At 72.7% G+C, this 18,550-nt stretch carries 16 protein-coding genes; 8 read left to right on the top strand and 8 right to left on the bottom strand.

The window, feature by feature from the left end; all coding sequences use genetic code 11:
• Nucleotides 1-118 precede the first annotated feature (118 nt).
• Together MRBLWH3_RS06415 and MRBLWH3_RS06410 are read left to right on the top strand one after the other, a co-directional pair.
• Nucleotides 119-2,257 carry a CHAT domain-containing protein gene (locus tag MRBLWH3_RS06415; protein ID WP_363429785.1) on the top strand — a complete coding sequence of 713 codons (2,139 nt, stop codon included), beginning with the start codon at nucleotides 119-121 and terminating at the stop codon, nucleotides 2,255-2,257.
• Nucleotides 2,254-4,521, top strand: a complete 2,268-nt coding sequence (locus tag MRBLWH3_RS06410) for a caspase family protein (protein ID WP_363429783.1) — start codon at nucleotides 2,254-2,256, stop codon at nucleotides 4,519-4,521. The genes MRBLWH3_RS06415 and MRBLWH3_RS06410 overlap by 4 nt, the downstream gene beginning before the upstream one ends.
• 15 nt (nucleotides 4,522-4,536) lie before the next feature.
• On the opposite strand, the gene MRBLWH3_RS06405 is transcribed toward MRBLWH3_RS06410, so the two are convergent.
• Nucleotides 4,537-6,168, bottom strand: coding sequence for a 5-oxoprolinase/urea amidolyase family protein (locus MRBLWH3_RS06405; RefSeq protein WP_363429781.1), 1,632 nt, complete (start codon nucleotides 6,166-6,168; stop codon nucleotides 4,537-4,539).
• Entirely contained in the window at nucleotides 6,162-6,917 is a 756-nt protein-coding gene (locus MRBLWH3_RS06400; protein WP_363429779.1) for a LamB/YcsF family protein, read from the bottom strand. Before MRBLWH3_RS06400 ends, MRBLWH3_RS06405 begins: the two co-directional genes overlap by 7 nt.
• A gap of 66 nt (nucleotides 6,918-6,983) precedes the next feature.
• Between MRBLWH3_RS06400 and MRBLWH3_RS06395 the strand changes: the two genes are divergently transcribed.
• The 3 genes from MRBLWH3_RS06395 (at nucleotide 6,984) to MRBLWH3_RS06385 (ending at nucleotide 9,269) form a co-directional block, all read left to right on the top strand.
• A complete protein-coding gene (locus tag MRBLWH3_RS06395; RefSeq protein WP_363429777.1) occupies nucleotides 6,984-7,847 on the top strand; it encodes a spermidine synthase in 864 nt (287 codons plus the stop codon).
• 352 nt (nucleotides 7,848-8,199) lie between these two features.
• Nucleotides 8,200-8,727: a hypothetical protein gene (locus MRBLWH3_RS06390; RefSeq protein WP_363429775.1), complete on the top strand. Its 528-nt coding sequence runs from the start codon at nucleotides 8,200-8,202 to the stop codon at nucleotides 8,725-8,727.
• Nucleotides 8,728-8,777: 50 nt separating this feature from the next.
• Nucleotides 8,778-9,269 carry a SprT-like domain-containing protein gene (locus MRBLWH3_RS06385; RefSeq protein ID WP_363429773.1) on the top strand — a complete coding sequence of 164 codons (492 nt, stop codon included), beginning with the start codon at nucleotides 8,778-8,780 and terminating at the stop codon, nucleotides 9,267-9,269.
• A gap of 6 nt (nucleotides 9,270-9,275) precedes the next feature.
• Here the strand turns inward: MRBLWH3_RS06385 and MRBLWH3_RS06380 are convergent, their stop codons facing one another.
• A complete protein-coding gene (locus tag MRBLWH3_RS06380; RefSeq protein ID WP_363429772.1) occupies nucleotides 9,276-9,917 on the bottom strand; it encodes a 2-phosphosulfolactate phosphatase in 642 nt (213 codons plus the stop codon).
• 94 nt (nucleotides 9,918-10,011) lie between these two features.
• On the opposite strand from MRBLWH3_RS06380, the gene MRBLWH3_RS06375 reads away from it, so the two are divergent.
• A complete protein-coding gene (locus MRBLWH3_RS06375; protein WP_363429770.1) occupies nucleotides 10,012-10,521 on the top strand; it encodes a hypothetical protein in 510 nt (169 codons plus the stop codon).
• Between the two features lie 32 nt (nucleotides 10,522-10,553).
• Here the strand turns inward: MRBLWH3_RS06375 and MRBLWH3_RS06370 are convergent, their stop codons facing one another.
• Nucleotides 10,554-10,709, bottom strand: a complete 156-nt coding sequence (locus tag MRBLWH3_RS06370) for a hypothetical protein (protein ID WP_363429768.1) — start codon at nucleotides 10,707-10,709, stop codon at nucleotides 10,554-10,556.
• Nucleotides 10,710-10,986: 277 nt separating this feature from the next.
• Here MRBLWH3_RS06370 and MRBLWH3_RS06365 point away from each other — a divergent pair, with 277 nt between their 5' ends.
• Nucleotides 10,987-12,729: a hypothetical protein gene (locus tag MRBLWH3_RS06365; RefSeq protein ID WP_363429766.1), complete on the top strand. Its 1,743-nt coding sequence runs from the start codon at nucleotides 10,987-10,989 to the stop codon at nucleotides 12,727-12,729.
• Nucleotides 12,726-14,054: a hypothetical protein gene (locus tag MRBLWH3_RS06360; RefSeq protein ID WP_363429764.1), complete on the top strand. Its 1,329-nt coding sequence runs from the start codon at nucleotides 12,726-12,728 to the stop codon at nucleotides 14,052-14,054. Before MRBLWH3_RS06365 ends, MRBLWH3_RS06360 begins: the two co-directional genes overlap by 4 nt.
• A 120-nt stretch (nucleotides 14,055-14,174) precedes the next feature.
• On the opposite strand, the gene MRBLWH3_RS06355 is transcribed toward MRBLWH3_RS06360, so the two are convergent.
• The 4 genes from MRBLWH3_RS06355 to MRBLWH3_RS06340 all read right to left on the bottom strand — a co-directional run bounded on the left by MRBLWH3_RS06355 (nucleotide 14,175) and on the right by MRBLWH3_RS06340 (nucleotide 18,461).
• A complete protein-coding gene (locus MRBLWH3_RS06355) occupies nucleotides 14,175-15,557 on the bottom strand; it encodes an ABC transporter permease (RefSeq protein WP_414685394.1) in 1,383 nt (460 codons plus the stop codon).
• A 95-nt stretch (nucleotides 15,558-15,652) separates the two neighbouring features.
• Entirely contained in the window at nucleotides 15,653-16,429 is a 777-nt protein-coding gene (locus MRBLWH3_RS06350; protein WP_363429760.1) for an ABC transporter ATP-binding protein, read from the bottom strand.
• A gap of 209 nt (nucleotides 16,430-16,638) precedes the next feature.
• On the bottom strand, nucleotides 16,639-17,277 hold the full coding sequence (locus tag MRBLWH3_RS06345; protein ID WP_363429758.1) for a response regulator transcription factor: 639 nt from the start codon (nucleotides 17,275-17,277) through the stop codon (nucleotides 16,639-16,641).
• Entirely contained in the window at nucleotides 17,274-18,461 is a 1,188-nt protein-coding gene (locus MRBLWH3_RS06340) for a sensor histidine kinase (protein WP_363429756.1), read from the bottom strand. The genes MRBLWH3_RS06345 and MRBLWH3_RS06340 overlap by 4 nt, the downstream gene beginning before the upstream one ends.
• Nucleotides 18,462-18,550: the final 89 nt, after the last annotated feature.

Raw genomic sequence — 18,550 nt, 5'->3', positions numbered from 1 at the left:
CGCGGCGCGCTCTGGTGCGGTGAGGCGTGCGCTCGTATGCTGTGCACCGGACTGCACTCCTCGGATTCACCAGGTGGCGGTGCTCGTGGGGAACGGGCAGCGGAGCGAGGGGGTCGGGATGACTCTGGTTCCGGATGGGCCGCGCGTCGACGTCGATGCCGACGCCGATGCCCTCGAGGTGCGTCTGGACCCCGCCCCGCCCGGCACCGGCCCCGACCGGACGGGCATCATGCTGCTGGCCGACGCCCTGCTGGAAGGGCGAGCGGACACCGTGGCCACGGTGCGCGTGCACGGGTCCGACGACTTCCATTACGCCGTGATCGTCTCGCGCGACTCCGGAGTGGTGCTGGTCCACCTCGAGCCCGACGGGCACGGGTACTCGGCGCGGATCGTCGTGCGCGGTGGGGAGAGGGTGCACCTCAGCATCGTCGCGAGCGAGGCCGAGACGGGGATGGCCGCGCTCGAGGAGAAGGTCGCGCACGGCGGCATGGGCGCGACCCCCGCGCGGCCCCTGCCTCGGGCCGTCCCGCCACCCGACCTCGGCGACATCCTCGGCGGGGGCTTCTCCGTCGGAGGGCGATCGCCCGGACTCGCACCGCCGCCGATGGCGGCTCCGGCACCGGCGCCCGCGCCCCTCCCGCCCCCCGGGCCCGCGGCGCGGCCCGCCGTGCCGTCGACGGGTGTGGCCGGCGCGGCACCCGTGCCGGCTTTCGTCGACGCGGCGATGCCGTCACGGCTCGTGCAGGAAATCGAGTTCGAGGCGGTCGTCCGGGTGTCGCTGCAGGACCTCGTCCCGACGGCGGGCACCGCACACATCAGGGTTCCGGCGCAGTTCGACCCGACGCGCGAGATCGAGGTGGCGGTGCAGCTGCGCGGCCTCTCCTTCGCCGAAGGGCAGCCGGCATCCCTCACCACCACTCTGCCCACCTCTGGCGACGCGCCCCGGCGCCTCGTCTTCCGTCTCGTCCCGCGCGATCCCGGGCGCGGCCACATCACCGTGAAGTTCACGCAGCCGCCGGTCATGGCCACGCTCGCCACCCTTGCGCTGAGCGCCCCGATCCTGCCCGCCGATGCGGACGGCGTCGGCACCGGCGATGCGCAGGTGGTCGAGGCATCCGTCGCCGTCCCGCCGCGCAGCATCGCCGACCTGCCGACGCTCGCGATCGACGAGTCCATCGCCCGCGGTGAGAGCGAGCTGGTCATCACCGCGAAGATCGGCGACACCGTGGCGCGCCACACGGCGCACCTGCCCGACAAGGCGGGCTACGTCGAGCAGATCTACACCGATCTCGCGGGCATCCGCTCCGCCTACGAGGAGGAGGCGAATGCCGACGCCGAGGCGGCCGCCGCGACCGCCCGACGGGAGGTGCGGTCCCTCGGCGCGCGGATCGCGCGCGAGCTCCTCGGCGACGACGTCAACGCCCTGCTCTGGAACCGGCGACGGCGGATCTCGCAGCTCGTCCTGCAGACGTCGGGTGAACTCGACATCCCGTGGGAGATCGTGCACCTGGTACCGGTGGGCAATCAGCGTCCCGATGCCGACCGGTTCTTCCTCGGCGACCTCGGGCTCATGCGCTGGATGTACGGGACGCCCCGGCCCACGGTCATTCCGATCGATCCCCGCCGCGTCGTCGCGATCGCGCCGAGCTATGTCAACCGGCGTCTGCGCCTTCCGCGCGCCCGCGAAGAGGTCACGATCCTCAAGAAGCTCCTCAAGCGCACTCCGCAGACGGCCGCCGACGCCGCGCAGCTGCGTGCCGCGATCTCGCAGGGCGAGTTCGACCTCCTCCATTTCGCGGGACACGGCAGATGGCGGGACGTGGCGCCGCTGGGCCAGGAGATCGCGTTCGCCCGCTTCTCGCTGCGTCGCAACGACGGCTCCGCCTCATACACCGACTCGGATGCCCGGCGGGACCTGCCCGAGGCCGGCGGAGACGAGGGGAGGCCGTCGACGCCGTTCGTGTTCCTGAGCGCGTGCGACGTGGGACGCCTGCGCTCGGGGGCCACCGGACTCGGCGGGTTCGCCGAGGTGTTCCTCCGCGGCGGCGTCGGAGTGTTCATCGGATGCTCCTGGGCCGTACGCGACGACGTCACGGCACTGTTCGTCCGCACGTTCTACGAGCACGCGCTGCGCGACGGGGCCACGCTCGGCGAGGCCGTCCTGGCTGCGCGCCGCGCCGCGCGCGACGCCGGTGATCTCACCTCGCTCGCCTTCACCGTCTTCGCCGATCCCCGCGCGAAGTTCGAACCCCGATGACCGGATCCACGCGCACCACCGCCCACCGCCACCACCAGCAGACAGGACGTGACACCATGCCCACCACCACAGCATCCCGCGGAGCGACCCTGAGCGCGGCGGATCTGGCCGCGCTGCGCAAGCACGTCGTCCACACCGCCGACGGCAAGCTCGCGACGACGTCGGTGACCAAGCCTCGCACCGTCGAGGAGTTCGCGACCACCGCTGACGACGTGCGCCGGATCGTCGCGACCGACCTTGCCGCGTTCGTCGAGCAGCAGGCGAAGAAGGCGCCGAAGGGCGACGTGCCGCCACCGGTCCCTGTGCTGATCTGGGCGCACGGCGGGCTCACCGACAAGAGCGCCGGGCTGCTGACGGCCCACCACCAGGTCGCGTGGTGGAAGAAGAACGGCGTGTACCCCATCCACCTGGTCTGGGAGAGCGGGCTCATGACGACGCTCGCCGACGTCATCTCGGGGAAGGCCACCGGCAAGCGGGGGTTCACCGACATCACGGATCGCGCCGTCGAGGCCGCCGCCCGCGTGCTCGGCGGGCGCAAGTTCTGGGACGACATGAAGCTGGACTCGGCGGCGGCCTGCCTCCCCGCGATGAAGGACGGGACCCGCGGCGGCGCGGACGTCCTCGCCGGCGCGCTGCGAGAGTACATGGCGGCCAATCAGGGGGCGATCGACATCCACGTCGCCGGGCACAGCGCCGGTTCGATCTACCACTCGCACTTCGTCCCCCGCCTGTTCGACGGCGCCGATGCCATCGATCACGTCGCGAGCGTCACATTCCTCGCGCCGGCCGTGCGGCTCGACACCTTCGAGGCGACCCTCCTGCCCCTGGCCGAGAGCGGGAAGATCCACGACGTCGCGATCTTCACGATGGATGAGACCCACGAGAAGCGGGACAACACCGCGGGGGTCTACCGCAAATCGCTGCTGTACCTGGTCTCGCGGGCGTTCGAGGCCGAGCGCGGTGCCAAGATCCTCGGCCTGGACGAGCATCTCCGCAGTGCCGGGAGGACGATGGCCTACCTCGGAGACGACCCCGGCCGCCTTGTGAAGGGGCCGATCTCGAAGGGTCGTCTCAGCAGCACGCAGGCGACCTCCCACGGCGATTTCGACAACGACGTCGAGACAATGATGAGCCTCGCGCGCCGCGTCGTCGGCGTCCCCGACAGCGACGAGCCCGACGGTGTCGCGGACTTCCCGATGCGGGCGCGAGAGGTCGCGCTCGAAGGCGGGAGCTCGCGCATGCCGCGCCCCGAGCCGACGGGGGTGCGCGGTGCCGTGCCGCGCAAGCTCGCCCTGTGCATCGGCATCGACAAGTACCCGAAGGACCCGCTCGGCGGCTGCGTGGCCGATGCCGACGCGTGGGGCGCGGCCCTTGAGGCCGCGAGGTTCGACGTCGAGTACATCCGCGACGGCGATGCGACACGCGACGAGATCCTGCGGGCGATGCTCGACAAGATCTCGAGCGCGCGGGACGGCGACGTCGTCGCCATCCAGTTCGCCGGGCACGGCACGTTCGTCCCCGACCTCGACGGCGACGAGACCGACGCGTTCGGCGCGAGCGACGAAGCGCTCTGCCCCGTCGACTTCCGAGGGGGGGAGCTCATCGTCGATGACGACCTCGGCGCGATCTGGGACGCGATCCCCGACGGGGTCTCGGCGACGCTCTTCTTCGACTCGTGCCACTCGGGAACGGTCAACCGCGGCCTCACGCGCTCGGAGTTCGACGCGAAGCGGTACCCCGTCGGCGCGACGCCCCGCATGACGGTCCTGGACGGCGACGAGGAGGAGGCGTTCCGCAGCAAGCGTGCCGCCGCGCTCGGCGACGAGTTCCGCCGAGCCGCCTGGGACCGCGTCGTCGCCGTCGAGACCGACCGCGCCGCCGAAGCCCCGGCGCCCCGCGGCGACCAGCGCGAGGTGCTCGTCAGTGCGTGTCAGCCCGATCAGGTGGCGCTCGAGACGAACGGGCACGGTGTGTTCACGACCGCGGCCCTCGCGGTGCTGGCGAAGAGCCCGGGTCTCACGAACAGCGAGTTCGTCGCCGCGGTCTTCGACATCATCGACGACGACTACGAGCAGCGGCCGCTGCTCTCGGCCGCCGGCTCGCTCGGCTCGAGGGTGCTGCTGACCTCACTGCACGACGCCGTCGATCAGCAGAAGGTCATCGTCGAGCCCGACGGTCAGCGTTCGCCGGCCGACGTGCGCACCGCCGCGATCGTCGCGATCCTGCGGGCCACCGCCGACCTGCTGGAGTCCGGCTCTCCGTAGCGGCCCTGCACGAAGTCAGGACGCCGGCCGCGCGTGGCGGAAGCGGATGCGGGTGCCCGGACGGGCCTGGGCGACGAGGTCGAGACTCGCATCGGTCACGACCGCGATCACGGGGTAGCCGCCCGTCACCGGACCGTCGGCGAGCAGGATCGTGGGCCGGCCGCTGGGCGGCACCTGCAGCGCGCCCGGCACCATGCCCTCGCTCGCGAGCTCCCCGGTGCGCACGCGCGCGAGCTCCGGCCCGTCGAGGCGTGCGCCGACGCGGTCCGCGTGGTTCGAGACGGTCCACACGGTGTCATAGAGGGTCGCGAGCGCCGCGGGGGCGAACCAGTCGGCGCGCGGACCGGGCGCGAGCTCGAGTTCGAGCTCATCGTCGTGGGGCGCTCCCCACCCGCCCGGAGGCGCGACGGGGATCGGCCCCGTCTCGTCGTCGCGCACGCCCACGACATCGCCGGCGCGCAGCGCCGCCGGCCCGAGCCCTGCGAGCAGATCCGTCGACCGCGAGCCGAGCGCGACCCGCGCGTCGAGTCCGCCGCGGACGGCGACGTAGCCGCGCGCGCCGTGTGCGAACCAGTCGAGGTGGAGCTCGGCGCCGCCCGGCCACGCGTGGGCCTCGTACGGATCGACCTCGCGCCCGTCGATGCGCATCGTGCCCCACGCGCCCGTCACCGCGACCCAGAGGTCGGCGCCTGCCGCGACGCGCAGTCCGCCCATCGTCACCTCGAGCCCGGCGGCTTCCTCGGGGTTGCCGACGAGACGGTTCGCGGTGCGCAGCGCCCCGCGGTCGAGGCCTCCCGACACGGCGACGCCGACAGACGCCGCGCCCTCTCGCCCGAGATCCTGCACGGTCGTCAAGAGGCCCGGTTCGAGGACACGGATGCTGCGGCCCGCCGCCGGCTCGCCCGACGGCGCCCCCGCATCCCCGGCATGCCGCCGCTCACCGGTCATGACGTGTCGCTCCGGCCGGCCATTCGCGGCAGAGGAGCGGTTCTCGACCGGGGCGGGGCGGGCTCCGCCGCCGGTGGGCACGGGGCGGAACCGCACGCGCGCTCCCGGTTCGAGCAGCGCGGGGGACGCGGCATCCGGATCGAACAGGCGTGCCGCGGTCGTGCCGATGAGCCGCCAGCCGCCCGGAGTGTCGCGCGGGTACGCGCCGCTGAAGACGCCGGCGAGCCCGACGGAGCCGGCCGGTACGCGGGTGCGGGGCGACTCCAGTCGCGGCACATCGAACGGCCAGTCGTCGCTCACGAGGTAGCCGAAACCGGGGGCGAAGCCGGTGAACGCCACCCGCCAGGCCGCCTCGGCATGGCGCCGCACGAGTTCGTCGACCTCGACGCCCAGCAGTCGTGCGGTGTCGGCCAGGTCGGCCCCGTCGTAGGCGATGTCGAGCTCGACGATCGGGGCCGCGGCATCGGTCTCCTGCACCGCGGTCGTCGCCGCGGCGAGCGCCCACGCGCGCGCCGTGGACAGCGGGAGCACCCGCGGATCGATCCGCACGAGCACCGTGCGCGCCGCCGGCACGAGATCGGTCACCCCCGCGGGCCGCGATCCGGCGAGCGCGGCGCGCAGCGGAAGCACGTCGTCGAGCGCGCCGACCTCGAGGAGGAACGCGCGCTCCCCCATCGGCCGCACGCGCGGAGTCACCATGGCGCCCGCACCTCCACGCCGGCGGCGTCCAGCGCCGCGCGCACGGCGCGGGCCATGTCGACGGCCGACGGCGAGTCGCCGTGCACGCACAGGGATGCGGCATCCGCTCGCACGAGAGAGCCGTCCACCGCCTCGACCACGCCCTCGCGCGCGAGGCGCACGGCCCGCTCCGCCACCAGCTCGGGGTCGCCGAGCAGGGCACCCGGCTGCGTGCGCGGCACGAGCGAGCCGTCCGGCAGATAGCCCCGATCGAGGAACGCCTCGTGGACGAACGGCAGACCGACGGATGCTGCGGCCCGCTCGATCTCGCCCGCCAGGCCCAGCACCGGCAGAGGCCGGCCGACCAGCGCCGAACTGTGTGCGATCGCCCGGGCGACGGCTTCGGCCTGCACCGGGTCGGCGGTCACCGCGTGATACAGCGCGCCGTGCGGCTTGACGTAGCGGAGGTCGGCGCCGGCATCGGCGAGGGCGGCCAGCTGCCGCGCGACCGTGGCGGTGAGCTCGGCGGGGTCGATCACGACGGCCACGCGCCCGAAGTTCCCGCGATCGGGATAGGACGGGTGCGCCCCGACGGCGACCCCGAACCGCTCGGCGCGGAGCACCGCCTCGCGCATCGAGGCCGCGTCGCCCGCGTGCCCGCCGCAGGCCACGTTCGCGCTCGAGATGACCGCGAACATCGCCTCGTCGTCGGCCGTGGGCAGCCCGTCGACGGTCTCGCCGAGGTCCGCGTTGAGGTCGATCGCCGCCATTCCTCAACGGTACTGCGGAGCCCTGCGGTCGGCGGTGCGGAACCGGAGGCGGCTAACGTGGTGCGCATGGCACGCGCGAGGGAAGAGGCATCCGTCCCCTCCGCCCGGCTGTCGGACGGCACCCTCGCCCGCGTCATCCGCTCGCCGTTCGGCGGCGGGTGGGAGCTCGACGTCGACGGCACACCGCAGTCGCATGTCGACCTCGACGACCCGACGCACCTGCACTTCGAGTACGTCGCGCGCATGGGCGCCGTCATCGACCGGCTGCGGATGCCCGGGCAGCCGCTCACCGCCATCCATCTGGGCGCCGGCGCCCTGACGATCCCGCGCTACATCGAGCAGACGCGTCCGGGCTCACGGCAGCAGGTCGTCGAGCTCGAGCCGGCGCTGTGGGATCTCGTGCGAGACAACCTGCCGATCCCGCGGGGCGCCTCGATCCGCGTGCGGATCGGCGACGCGCGCGAAGCGCTCGGGCGCCTGCCCGCGGGTCTGGTGGGGGCCGCCGACCTCGTCGTCTCGGACGTCTACTCCGGCGCTCAGACGCCCGCGCATCTCACCACGGTGGAGTTCTTCACGGAGGCGGCGAGATTCCTCGCACCCGACGGCGTGCTGCTGGTCAACGTCGCGGACGGCGCCGGACTCGCGTTCGCGCGCCGCGAGGTCGCGACGGTGCAGGCCGTGCTCGACCACGTCATCGTGCTGGCGGAGGTGCAGACCCTCAAGGGCCGCCGTTTCGGCAACCTCGTGATCGCGGCATCCCGAGCCCCGCTTCCGACCGAGTGGCTCCCGCGCCTCATGGCCGCCGGGCCGCACCCCGCGAAGGTCGCCGAGGGGCGCGAGCTCGACGAGTTCGCGCGCGGCGCGCGGGTCGCGACCGACGCCGACGCGACGCCCTCACCCAAGCCCTCGGCATCCGTCTTCCTGCGCTGATGCGCCTTCTGGCGACTCGCCAGAAGCTTCGTCGGCACCGGAGTGTCTTGGCGACTCGCCAGAACCCGAGGCGACGTTCCCACGGCACCTTCTGGCGACTCGCCAGAAACCCCGTCGCCACTGGAATGTCTTGGCGACTCGCCAGAAGCCGAGGCGACGTTCCCACGGCGCCTTCTGGCGACTCGCCAGAAGGTGCCGATTCGTCAGCGGTTTCGTGGCGACTCGCCAAGACGCGGCCGGTTGCCGACGGCGCCCGGGGACGGATGCCGCGACCCGGCGTGGCACGACCGCCACCGGGGACGCGGCAAGGCACACTGGAACAGGCCACCGGGCGCGGCGAAGGGAGTCAGACGTGAGCTACATCAGCGGGTACGATCCCGACACTCTCCGCGAAAAGGTGAACGCGAGCCAGTGCAGGGAGCGGCTGGAGGAGATCGGCGACCAGCGGAGCCTTCCGGCGCTGCTCGAGCGGGTGTGGCTGCTCAAGGTTCTGGACCGCGCCGACGAGGCCCTCGTCATCTCGGAGCAGTCGGTGCGCGTCGCGCGCATGGCGGGCACCCGCAAAGACCTCCTGCGGGCGCGCATCCTGCACGCCACGGTGCTGCAGGCGCGTGGCGCGTACGCCGCCGCCGACCAGGAGCTGACCACCTGCGCCGAGGAGGCGGACGGCCAGGGCTGGGCGGGCATCGGCGCCTTCGCCTACCAGCACCGCGGCAAGGTCAACTACGACGCCGGCGACTTCGAGGCGGCCCGCAAGGACTTCAAGCGCGCACTCTTCCTGCGCCAGGAGTCCGGCGCCACCGAGGACCAGCTCGAGTCCACCCTCCTCGCCATCGACGCCGCCGACCGGCGCCGGGCCGCGGCATCCGTCGCCAGCTGAGGTGGGCACCGCAGGCCGGAGTGTCGGAGATACGTTCTAGTCTCGCGCACATGTCGGATCTTCATCGCGTGCGGCACTGGGCCGAGGCCCTCATCGCCCTCCACCTCGACGACTCCTGGAGCTTCGCGTTCGACAACGCGAAGCGCCGGGCGGGGCTGTGCGACTACACGCACAAGCGCATCAGCGTCTCGCGCTACCTCGCCGCGCGATACGACGACGACACCAACCACCAGACGCTGCTGCACGAGATCGCCCACGCGCTCGCCGGTCCGCGTGCCGGCCACGGTGCGCGATGGAAGGCCGTCGCCCGCGACCTCGGCTACGTCGGCGGCACCACCCACCACGGCGAGACGGCCACAGAGCTCGCGCCGTGGATCGGCGTGTGCCCGGCCGGCCATGTCGCGTACCGCCACCGCAAGGCGACGCGGCCGACATCGTGCGCCAAGTGCGCCCCGCAGTTCGACGAGCGCCATGCCTTCAGCTGGACCCGTCGCGAGATCACCCGGGCGACCCGCCTCGCGGCGATGACCCCCCGCGACTGAGCCGCGTCAGTACGCGACGAACGCCCCGTCGCGCAGGACGGGGACGGCGGATGCCGCGTCCACCGCGGCCGCGTTCAGCACCTCGTCGCGGGCGCCGCGGGCGAGAAGCTCCTGGCCCGAGCCGGCGGCGGTGAGCAGGTGACGCACGGCGCCGCGCAGCCCGCGGAACGCCTCGCACGCGGCCGCTGCCTCCGGTGAGGTGTGATCGACGCCCAGACCGCCGAGGGCGTCGACGATCGCGCCGGCGCCGAGCTGGTCCTCGACCGCGAACCGGAGCGGCGCGTCGGGCGTGCGGCCCGCGGGCTCGCCCGCCGCGATCACAGCGATGCTGGTGCGCGCAGCGCGCTCGTGCTGGATGTCGAGCACCGCCCGGGCGACCGCGGCCGCGTTGCGGAGGCATCCGAGCAGCACCACCGCACCGCTCTCTCCCGCCGCCTGGGCCACCGCCGCACCGTTGATCGACACCGCGTGCGCATCCCCGTCGAGGGCGACGCCGTCACCCCCGGCCACAGCGTCGGTCACGGTCGTCGAGAACCGCAGCACGTCGACCACCACGATGACGTCGGCGGGCGCGAGGCGCCGCAGCCCCTCGATCCCCCAGTCGTGGCGGACCTGGTAGCGGTGCTGGTCGAACGGGCGGTCGGGCATCCGTCCAGCCTAGGCCGCGGCATCCGTCCCCCCGTCTTCGGCGATCGGCGCAACCCCGGATCCGATGAGGGGAGCGGGTGCGACACTGGAGCGCATGCGGATCCTGCTGAAGTTCGTGATCGACTGCGATGCCGACGCTGCATGGCGCGCGGTGCACTCGCCCCGGGCGGTGGCCGAGCTCTACGGCCCGCTGATGGACCTCGCGCCGCTGGTTCCGAGCGGACTGCCGACCTCGTGGACGCCCGGCGACGACGTGCCGGTGCAGCTGTCCGCGTTCGGCGCGGTGCCGATGGGGCGGCAGCTCATCCATGTCAGCGACCGCTCGGTCGACGAAACCGGCGGCCGTGTCTGGATCTTCCGCGACAGCGGCATCCCGCTCACAGGTCCGCTCGCGAGCCTCGACGTGTGGGACCACCAGATGGCGGTGTCGCCGGCGCCCGGTCAGCCCGGCAGGACGCTGTGGCGCGACCGGCTGGTGATCGGCGGCCCCACCGCACCCCTCCTCTGGCCCGTGCTGTGGGGCATGTGGCAGTGGCGGGCCGCGCGCGTGCGCGCCCTCGCGCCCACGTGGGCCCACGACCCCGAACTCGCCAGGGAAGAATGACACGGATGCTGCGGCCCGCAGCATCCGTCGCCTCACTCCTGCGGGATGACGGTCAGGCCCCGCGCGACGTGCTCCGGGAACCTCACCATGAACGTCCGGAGAAACGTCTCGGTCTCGGCGTCGGTCACGCGTCCGTCGTCGTCGATCGGACCCGGCGTGATCTGGACGTACGCTTCGGGTGACGTCATCTGCCGCGCGTTGAGGTAGCTCAGCGTGCTGCGGAGCGTCTGCTGGCCGACCGCCGTGCCGATCCTGCCCGGCGACCCTCCGATGACGCCCGTGGGCTTGTCCTCCCAGGCGTTGTCGCCGTAGGGCCGGCTCCCCCCAGGCGATCGCCTGCACCGGCGCCCCCGGCCCGGGCACCCCCTTGCGCCCGGGCCGCCGAGTATCACCCCCGCGCGCCGACCCTCTTCCAGAGCGGGGAATGTCGCTGCATTGTGGAGCCGTAGACCCTGGGGGTGTGACATGGCGGACGGTGTCGATTTCGCGGAACCGGCCGATGAACCGCGGACGCACGTGACGCTGCGGCTCATCGCGCAGGATCCCTCGGTGAGCGGGGACGACGACCGGATCCTCACCGCCACCGTGAAAGTGCCGTGGTCGCGCATGGAGGACGGGCCCCGCGGCGCACGGCTGCACGTGGTCGACTACGACACCGCGACCGGCCGGTACGTGAAGCACGAGCCGCTGGGCAAGGACGACCTGTTCGCGGAGGCCACCGACGACGTCCTGCGCACCGACTGGGCCTTCCACGCGCAGCATGTGTATGCCACCGCGGCGCGGACGCTCGCCACGTTCGAGACGGCCCTGGGCCGCCGCCTGCCCTGGGGCTTCCGCAGCCACCAGCTGTTCCTCGTGCCGCACGCGTTCGCCGAGGCGAACGCGTACTACTCCTTCGAGGATCGCGCGCTGCTGTTCGGCTACGTGCCGCCGGCGAACCCGACCGGCGAGGCGATCTACACCTGCCTGAGCCACGACGTCGTGGTGCACGAGACGACGCACGCGGTGCTCGACGGGCTGCGCGGCCGGTTCCTCGAACCGAGCCTGCCCGACCAGGCCGCGTTCCACGAGGGGTTCGCCGACATCGTCGCGCTGCTGTCGGTGTTCTCGATGCGCCCCGTGATCGAGCAGGCGCTCGGCAAGCCCGACAAGAGCGGACGCATCCCCCGCAGTCATGTGGAGCCCGATGCGCTGCGCAAGAACATGCTTGCCCGTGTCGCCGAGCAGATCGGCAGCGTGCTGACGCAGGGCCGCGGCGCGCTGCGGGAATCGGCGCTCAACCCGCCGCCGGCCGACTGGGCGAGGCGGACGGACTTCCTCGAGCCGCACCGGCGCGGCGAGGTGCTGGTGGCGATCGCGTTCGATCTGCTCATCGAGATCTGGGACAAGCGGCTGCGGGCGCTGTTCTCACGGCCGAACGGGACGGCCGTGACGGGCAAGGGCGTCACGGTCGACCGCGCGCGTGCCGCCGAGGAGGGGGCGAAGGCGGCGTCGCAGCTGCTCACGATGCTGATCCGCGGCCTCGACTACCTGCCACCCGTCGAGTTCGACTTCGGCGACCTGCTCAACGCGGTGCTGCTCGCGGACCACGAGGTCGTGCCCGACGACGACCTCGGGTACCGGAAGCTGCTGGTCGACGGGTTCGCCAAGGCCGGTATCACGCTCCCGTCCGGGCGCGTGACCGACGTGCTCGAGTCGGAGCTGCCGCCGCGTTACCTCGGGATCAACTTCGCGGGGCTGCGCAGCGACCGCGACGAGGTGTCGCGGTTCCTCTGGCAGAACGCCCGCCGCCTCGACGTGTCGACGGACTACTACACCGTGATCGAGTCGGTGCTGCCGACGCAGCGGATCGGTCCCGACGGGCTGATCGTGCCGGAGTCGGTGGCCACGTACGTGCAGATGGCCGATATGACGGCCCGCGAGTTCACCGACGAGTCGGGGCTCCAGCTCTCGTCCGCGATCGATCCGCACACTCCCGTTCAGCTGTTCGGCGGCGGAACGCTGATCTTCGACCAGTTCGGCCGGCTCAAGCTGCACATCCACAAGCGCCTCGATGACTGGCGACGTCAGCAGCTGCGGCTCGACCACCTCGCCCGCACCGGCCGCATCGACGCGAAGCGACGTCTCGGCTTCTCCGACGGCGCCGCCCGCGGGCAGACGTTCGCCGAGCTGCATCGCACCGAACAGAGCTCCGGGGAGACATGGTGAGCACTCCGACACGCGTTCGCGTCCGCATGTACCAGGTCGGCTTCGGCGACTGCTTCCTGGTGTCGGTCGAGTACGACGCGCCCCTGGCCGACGGCCGCGCCGAGCGGCACGTCCTCATCGACTACGGCACCAGCCACTCGCCCCGCGAGGGCATGGCCCGCGGCCGCATGGGCGACGTCGCCGCCCTTATCGAGAAGCACACGGGGGGCGAGCTGGACGTGCTCGTGGTGACGCACCGGCACCGCGACCATCTGCGCGGGTTCGAGGTCGACGCCGGGGCGGCGATCATGAAGAAGCTCGCTCCGAAGCTCGTGCTGCGATCGTGGACCGAGGATCCCCGGCTGTCAGCGACCGCGAACGGCCCGGACGGCGCGGGACTGGATGCCGCCGAGCCGCCCCACGGCCTCAGCCGAGCCTCCGTGCGGTACGCCGCGCTGCTCGCGCAGGCCCAGGAGCACGTGGCGAAGCTGACGCGGCTCGTCGGCCTCGACGACGACGTCAAGGCCGCCGCCGAGGACCAGCTCAAGAACGCCGAGGCGGTGGCCCTCCTGGACGAGCTCTCCATGGGTGAGCGTGGCCGCTATCTGCACGCCGGGATGCAGTCGGGCATCGACGACGTGGTTCCGGGGATGCGGGCGACGGTGCTCGGCCCGCCCACGGTCGACCAGGACCCGCGCGTCGCCAAGCAGCGCGAGGACGACCCGGAGTACTGGCTCTCCGCCCTCGGCGCCTCGCTGCGCGTGGTGGGCGCGGCCGCCGACGCCGGCGCCGACGCCCCCGCGCCGATCTCGCACAGCCCGGGGCCGGTGCGCTGGCTCATCGACCGCCTCGCGGACCAGCGGTCGCACTCGGCCGCGCGCCTGGTGCGCGACCTCGACAACGCCCTCAACAACACGAGCGTCATCCTGCTGCTCGAGATCGAGGGCCTGTCGATGCTGTTCCCCGGCGACGCCCAGATCGAGAACTGGCGGCTCACGCTGGAGCGGCTGAAGGACGAGCCGCAGCTGCGCGACCGACTCTCCCGCATCGACCTGTACAAAGTGGGGCACCACGGCAGTCGAAACGCCACGCCCCGCTCTCTGCACGCGCTGTGGAAGGACCGTGGGGCCGACCGCCCCCGGCTGGCCGCCGTCATGTCGACCCGCCGGGACGTCCACGGCAAGGGCGACGGCGCGGTGCCGCAGGAGCAGCTCGTCACCGCTCTCCGAGAGGTCGCCGACCTCTACTCGACCGACGACCTCACCGCGGGCGAGGAGTGGATCGAGCTCATGGCCGACGCCGCGCGCGGCCCCTTCCGTCAGGTCCCGCTCGTCAAAGACGAATGATGGATGCTGCGGCGCGAAGCCCTGCGCCGCAGCATCCGTCCGTCCACCCGACGTCTTTCCAGCTCACCTGTCACGAAGTGCTGTCCACTCCGGCACTTCGTGACAGGCGAGCGGCACTCTTCAGTCCGCGAGTGCTTCCACCGGCGCCACCCGCGTCGCGAGCCGCGTCGGCACGACCGCGGCGACGAGGGTGAGCACCGCCGTCGCCCCCACGATGATCGCCGTCGGCAGCCACGGCACCGCGGGGGCGACGAGGGTCGGAGCCGAGAACGACGGCGGCATCGGCACGGCGCCGAGGAGGGACTGCGCGCCCGCCCAGCCGTAGGCGATGCCGAGCACGAGCCCGGTCGCGGTCGCGGTGATCGTGATGTGCGCGGCCTCGAGCAGCACCATGCGTCGCACCTGCCCGGTCGACACGCCGAGCGCCCGCAGCAGCCCCAGTTCGCGTCGGCGCTGCACCACGCCGATCGTGAGGAGGTTCACGAGCCCGACCGCGGCGATCACCGCCGACACCGCGACGAGGCCCATCATGATCCCGGCGAACGTGTCGAGCAGCGTGGTCATCTCCTGCGGGGCCTCGCCGCCCGCCGAGGTCGTGAGCACGGCCTTCACGGTCTCGAGGGCGACGGCGAACATCGTCACGAGCGTCACTCCCATCACGACCCCGATCGCCATGCGGCTCGAGCGCTCGGGGTATCGGAGCGCGTTCTCCGACGCGAGGCGCGCCGTCGCCGACGACCCGAAGACCCGGCCGACCAGCCGCAGCACCGGCGGCATCACGAGGGTCGCGCCGAGCGCCAGGCCGGTGAACGAGAAGATCCCGCCGAAGAACGCCACGATGACCCCGAGCGGCGACACGAGCCCGATAGCGATGCCGCCCGCGAGCAGCGCCCCGCCGATCGCGAACAGCGTGATCGCGGCGCCGTTGCGCGCCCCCTTGCGGGCGAACGCGTCGTGGGACGCCTCGACGGACCCGCCCAACGCCTGCAGCGGCGTCACCGTCAGCACGCGTCGGGACCCTGCCCACGCCGCGGCCCAGGTCGTGAGCGCGACCACGACGGCAGGAATCACGAGCACCGGCTGAACGACGGCGTACGCCACGTCCTCGATGCCGAACGCGGGCCCCGCCAGCACGACTCCCGCCCACGACACGAGGGTGCCGCCGACGAGCCCGAGCACGGCGCCGACGACGCCGACGACGAGCCCCTGGCGAGCGACCTCGGTGCGCTGCGAGCGCGCGGAGGCGCCGATGAGGCGCAGCAGCGCGATGCGCCGCGTCCGGCCGGCGATGACCGTCGCGAACGTGTTGGCGGTGACGATCGCGGCGACGTACACCGCGACGCCGATCAGGAGGAAGCTCATGATCGCGAGCACCGCGGCCAGCATGCCGCTCTCGCCGATGAACGGGTCGGCGCGCAGCACCGCGGCGATGAACCCGGTGGCGCTCAGCAGGATCGCGCCGAACGCGCTCGAGATCGCCGCGACCAGGATGCTCGCCCCCATGCCGCGCTCGCGCAGCCACGCCGGCGGCGCGGAGGCGCTGGGCGAGACGGATGCCGCGGGCCGAGGCATCCGTCGTCCCGTCTCGGCGATCACGGTCATGACGTCACCGCCAGGGCGCCGAGCTCGGAGGCGAGCGTGTAGGCCGAGATCTCCTCGGCGCTCTGGCGGGGCTTGTCGGCGACGATGCGTCCGTCGCCGAGGAACAGCACGCGGTCGGCGTGGGAAGCCGCGACCGGGTCGTGCGTCACCATCGCGATCGACTGCCCGTGCTCGCGGCTGGCCACGGCCAGGAGCGCGAGCACCTCGCGCCCCGCGCGCGAGTCGAGATTGCCGGTCGGCTCGTCGGCGAACACGAGGTCGGGCGAGGTCGCGAGCGCGCGGGCGATCGCGACGCGCTGCTGCTGGCCGCCCGACAGCTGGTGCGGCCTGTGGTTCACGCGGGAGGCAAGGCCGAGACGCTCGACGAGGCCGTCGATGCGCGCCCGCTCGAGCGTCGTGGGCCGGCGGCCGTCGAGGTCGAACGGCAGCAGGATGTTGCCCAGCGCGTCGAGGGTCGGCACGAGGTTGAACGCCTGGAACACGAACCCGACGCGGCGGCGACGCAGGATCGTGAGTTCGAGGTCGGACAGGCCCGTGATGTCGGTGTCGCCGATCCACGCGCGCCCCGACGACGGCGCGTCGAGGCCCGCCATGATGTGCATGAGCGTCGACTTGCCCGAGCCCGACGGGCCCATGATCGCGGTGAACTCGCCACGGCGGATGCCGACGCTCACCCCGTCGAGGGCGTGCGCCGTGCTCTCGCCGGTTCCGTAGGTCTTGGTGAGCTGCTGCACCCGGGCGGCCAGGCCCAGGTCGGTCGATGAGAGTTCCATGCTTCGACGGTATGGACGGCCTCGTGTCGCCCGCGTCGCCCGGCAGAGGCATCCGTCCTACATCTCGAGGATGATCTCTCCCCCGCCCATGAATCGCTGTCACCTGCGCGGGATGTACGCGATCGCGGGCGCGCGCACATGCAGCGCAAAGGAACGGGGAGGGAGGGCGATGACGGCGGAGCGTGACAGAGGACGACGACGGGGACGAGCTACGCGAGGCCGTGCTCGAAGGCGAAGACCACGAGCTGCACGCGGTCGCGCAGGCCGAGCTTGGTGAGGATGCGGCTGATGTGCGTCTTCACCGTCGCCTCGGAGAGGTACTCGCGGGCGGCGATCTCGGCGTTCGACAGGCCGCGCGCGGCGAGGGCGAAGATCTCGCGCTCGCGCTCGGTGAGCTCGGCGTAGGCGGGCGGGACCGGGCGGGGCGCAGCATCCGTGAAGCTCTCGAACAGCTCCCGAGTGGCGGATGCTGCGATCACCGCCGACCCCGAATGCACCGTGCGGATCGCCGCGAGGAGGAACTCGGGGTCGGCGTCCTTGAGGAGGAACCCGCTCGCGCCCTGGCGGATCGCGCGGGCGGCGGCCTCGTCGAGGTCGAACGTCGTGAGCATCACGATGCGGGGAGGTTCTGGGTCGGTGAGGAGCTCTGCGGTGGCGGCGAGGCCGTCCATGACGGGCATGCGGATGTCCATGAGCACGACGTCGGGCCGCGATTGGCGCACGGCTTCGATCGCCTCGCGGCCGTCGGAGGCCTCGGCCACGACCTCGAGGTCGGGCTGGGAGTCGACCAGCATGCGGATGCCGGCGCGGAACAGCGACTGGTCGTCGACGAGCGCGACGCGGATCATGCGGGTCCTCCGAGGGGGATGGTGGCACGCACGACGAAGGCGCCGCCTTCGTCGGCCGCGTCGAGCCGACCGCCGGCGAGCTGAGCGCGCTCGCGCATGCCGATGATGCCGTGGCCCGACCGGCCGGGCTGCGATCCCGGCACGACAGGGTTGCGCACGTCGAGCTCCACGCGGTCGGGGAGCCACGAAAGCCGCACGTCGACCGAACTGCCCGGAGCGCCGTGGCGCAGGGCATTGGTGAGCGCCTCCTGCAGGATCCGGTAGACCGCGAGCTGCGCCGCCGCGGGCGGCTCGCCCGGGGGTGCGGGATCGACGTCGACGCGCAGCTGCACGCCGGCTGCACGCACCTGCGCGTACAACTCCTCGAGGTCGGCGATCGTGGGCTGCGGCCCATCCCCTTGACGGTGGCGCAGCTGTCCGAGCAGCAGCCGCACATCGGCGAGCGCCGAGCGGGCGGTGCTCGAGATCGTGGCCAGCGCATCGGTCGCGACCGCGGGGTCGGCGGCGGCCGCGTAGCGCGCACCGTCTGCCTGGGCGATCACGACCGCGAGCGAGTGGGCGACGACGTCGTGCATGTCGCGTGCGATGCGCACGCGCTCCTGCTCGGCAGCCGTCTCGGCCTCGGCGCGCTGCTGCGCCTCGCGGTTCTCGCGTGCCCGCACGGCGGTGCGCACGAGGGCGCCGATCGTCCATGACAGCCCGAGCGCGAATCCACCCGCGACGAGCACGACGAGCGCGAGCGGCAGCGTCTGCCACGACAGCCCTCCGCCGGCGAACACCGGGCCCGCGAAGAGGTAGACGGTGATCACGAGCGCTCCGACGAGCGCCGAGGCGAAGCCGGCCCAGTAGACGAGCCGAGACCCGTAGGCGGCGGTCGCGTAGAGGACCCCGAAGATGGCGACGTCCGAGAAGCTGGGCGGGCGCCCGAGCCCCATCTGCACGAGAGCGCCGACCCACGCGATGCCCAGGGCGAGCGGCGGCGAGAGCCGGCGCAGCGCCAGCGCGCCGCTGAAGAGGGCGGCGATGAGCAGGCCGAACAGGGCATGCCCGACCGAACCCAGACCGTCACCGAGCCCGTACGCGCGGCTGGCGAGGACCGTCTCGACCGGCCATGCGATCACGAAGAACACGACCGCGGCGACGACGTCGGTGACGATCTGCGATGTCTTCAGGCGGCGGAACACCGTCTCACGCTACGCGAGGGCCTCGGGCGGCGGCATCCGTCCCCCGCTGTATCCGCCCACCGCGAGATCCGTCGAGCGATGTACGGCGA

It is taken from the genome of Microbacterium sp. LWH3-1.2 (assembly GCF_040675855.1).
GTDB lineage: Bacteria > Actinomycetota > Actinomycetes > Actinomycetales > Microbacteriaceae > Microbacterium.
This window is presented reverse-complemented; position numbering and strand designations above follow the sequence as displayed.

Coding starts and splice junctions, on each gene's coding strand:
- MRBLWH3_RS06415 (WP_363429785.1), top strand. CDS start 119: ATGACTCTGGTTCCGGATGGGCCGCGCGTCGACGTCGATGCCGACGCC.
- MRBLWH3_RS06410 (WP_363429783.1), top strand. CDS start 2,254: ATGACCGGATCCACGCGCACCACCGCCCACCGCCACCACCAGCAGACA.
- MRBLWH3_RS06405 (WP_363429781.1), bottom strand. CDS start 6,168: ATGGTGACTCCGCGCGTGCGGCCGATGGGGGAGCGCGCGTTCCTCCTC.
- MRBLWH3_RS06400 (WP_363429779.1), bottom strand. CDS start 6,917: ATGGCGGCGATCGACCTCAACGCGGACCTCGGCGAGACCGTCGACGGG.
- MRBLWH3_RS06395 (WP_363429777.1), top strand. CDS start 6,984: ATGGCACGCGCGAGGGAAGAGGCATCCGTCCCCTCCGCCCGGCTGTCG.
- MRBLWH3_RS06385 (WP_363429773.1), top strand. CDS start 8,778: ATGTCGGATCTTCATCGCGTGCGGCACTGGGCCGAGGCCCTCATCGCC.
- MRBLWH3_RS06380 (WP_363429772.1), bottom strand. CDS start 9,917: ATGCCCGACCGCCCGTTCGACCAGCACCGCTACCAGGTCCGCCACGAC.
- MRBLWH3_RS06375 (WP_363429770.1), top strand. CDS start 10,012: ATGCGGATCCTGCTGAAGTTCGTGATCGACTGCGATGCCGACGCTGCA.
- MRBLWH3_RS06370 (WP_363429768.1), bottom strand. CDS start 10,709: ATGACGTCACCCGAAGCGTACGTCCAGATCACGCCGGGTCCGATCGAC.
- MRBLWH3_RS06365 (WP_363429766.1), top strand. CDS start 10,987: ATGGCGGACGGTGTCGATTTCGCGGAACCGGCCGATGAACCGCGGACG.
- MRBLWH3_RS06355 (WP_414685394.1), bottom strand. CDS start 15,557: ATGGGGGCGAGCATCCTGGTCGCGGCGATCTCGAGCGCGTTCGGCGCG.
- MRBLWH3_RS06350 (WP_363429760.1), bottom strand. CDS start 16,429: ATGGAACTCTCATCGACCGACCTGGGCCTGGCCGCCCGGGTGCAGCAG.
- MRBLWH3_RS06345 (WP_363429758.1), bottom strand. CDS start 17,277: ATGATCCGCGTCGCGCTCGTCGACGACCAGTCGCTGTTCCGCGCCGGC.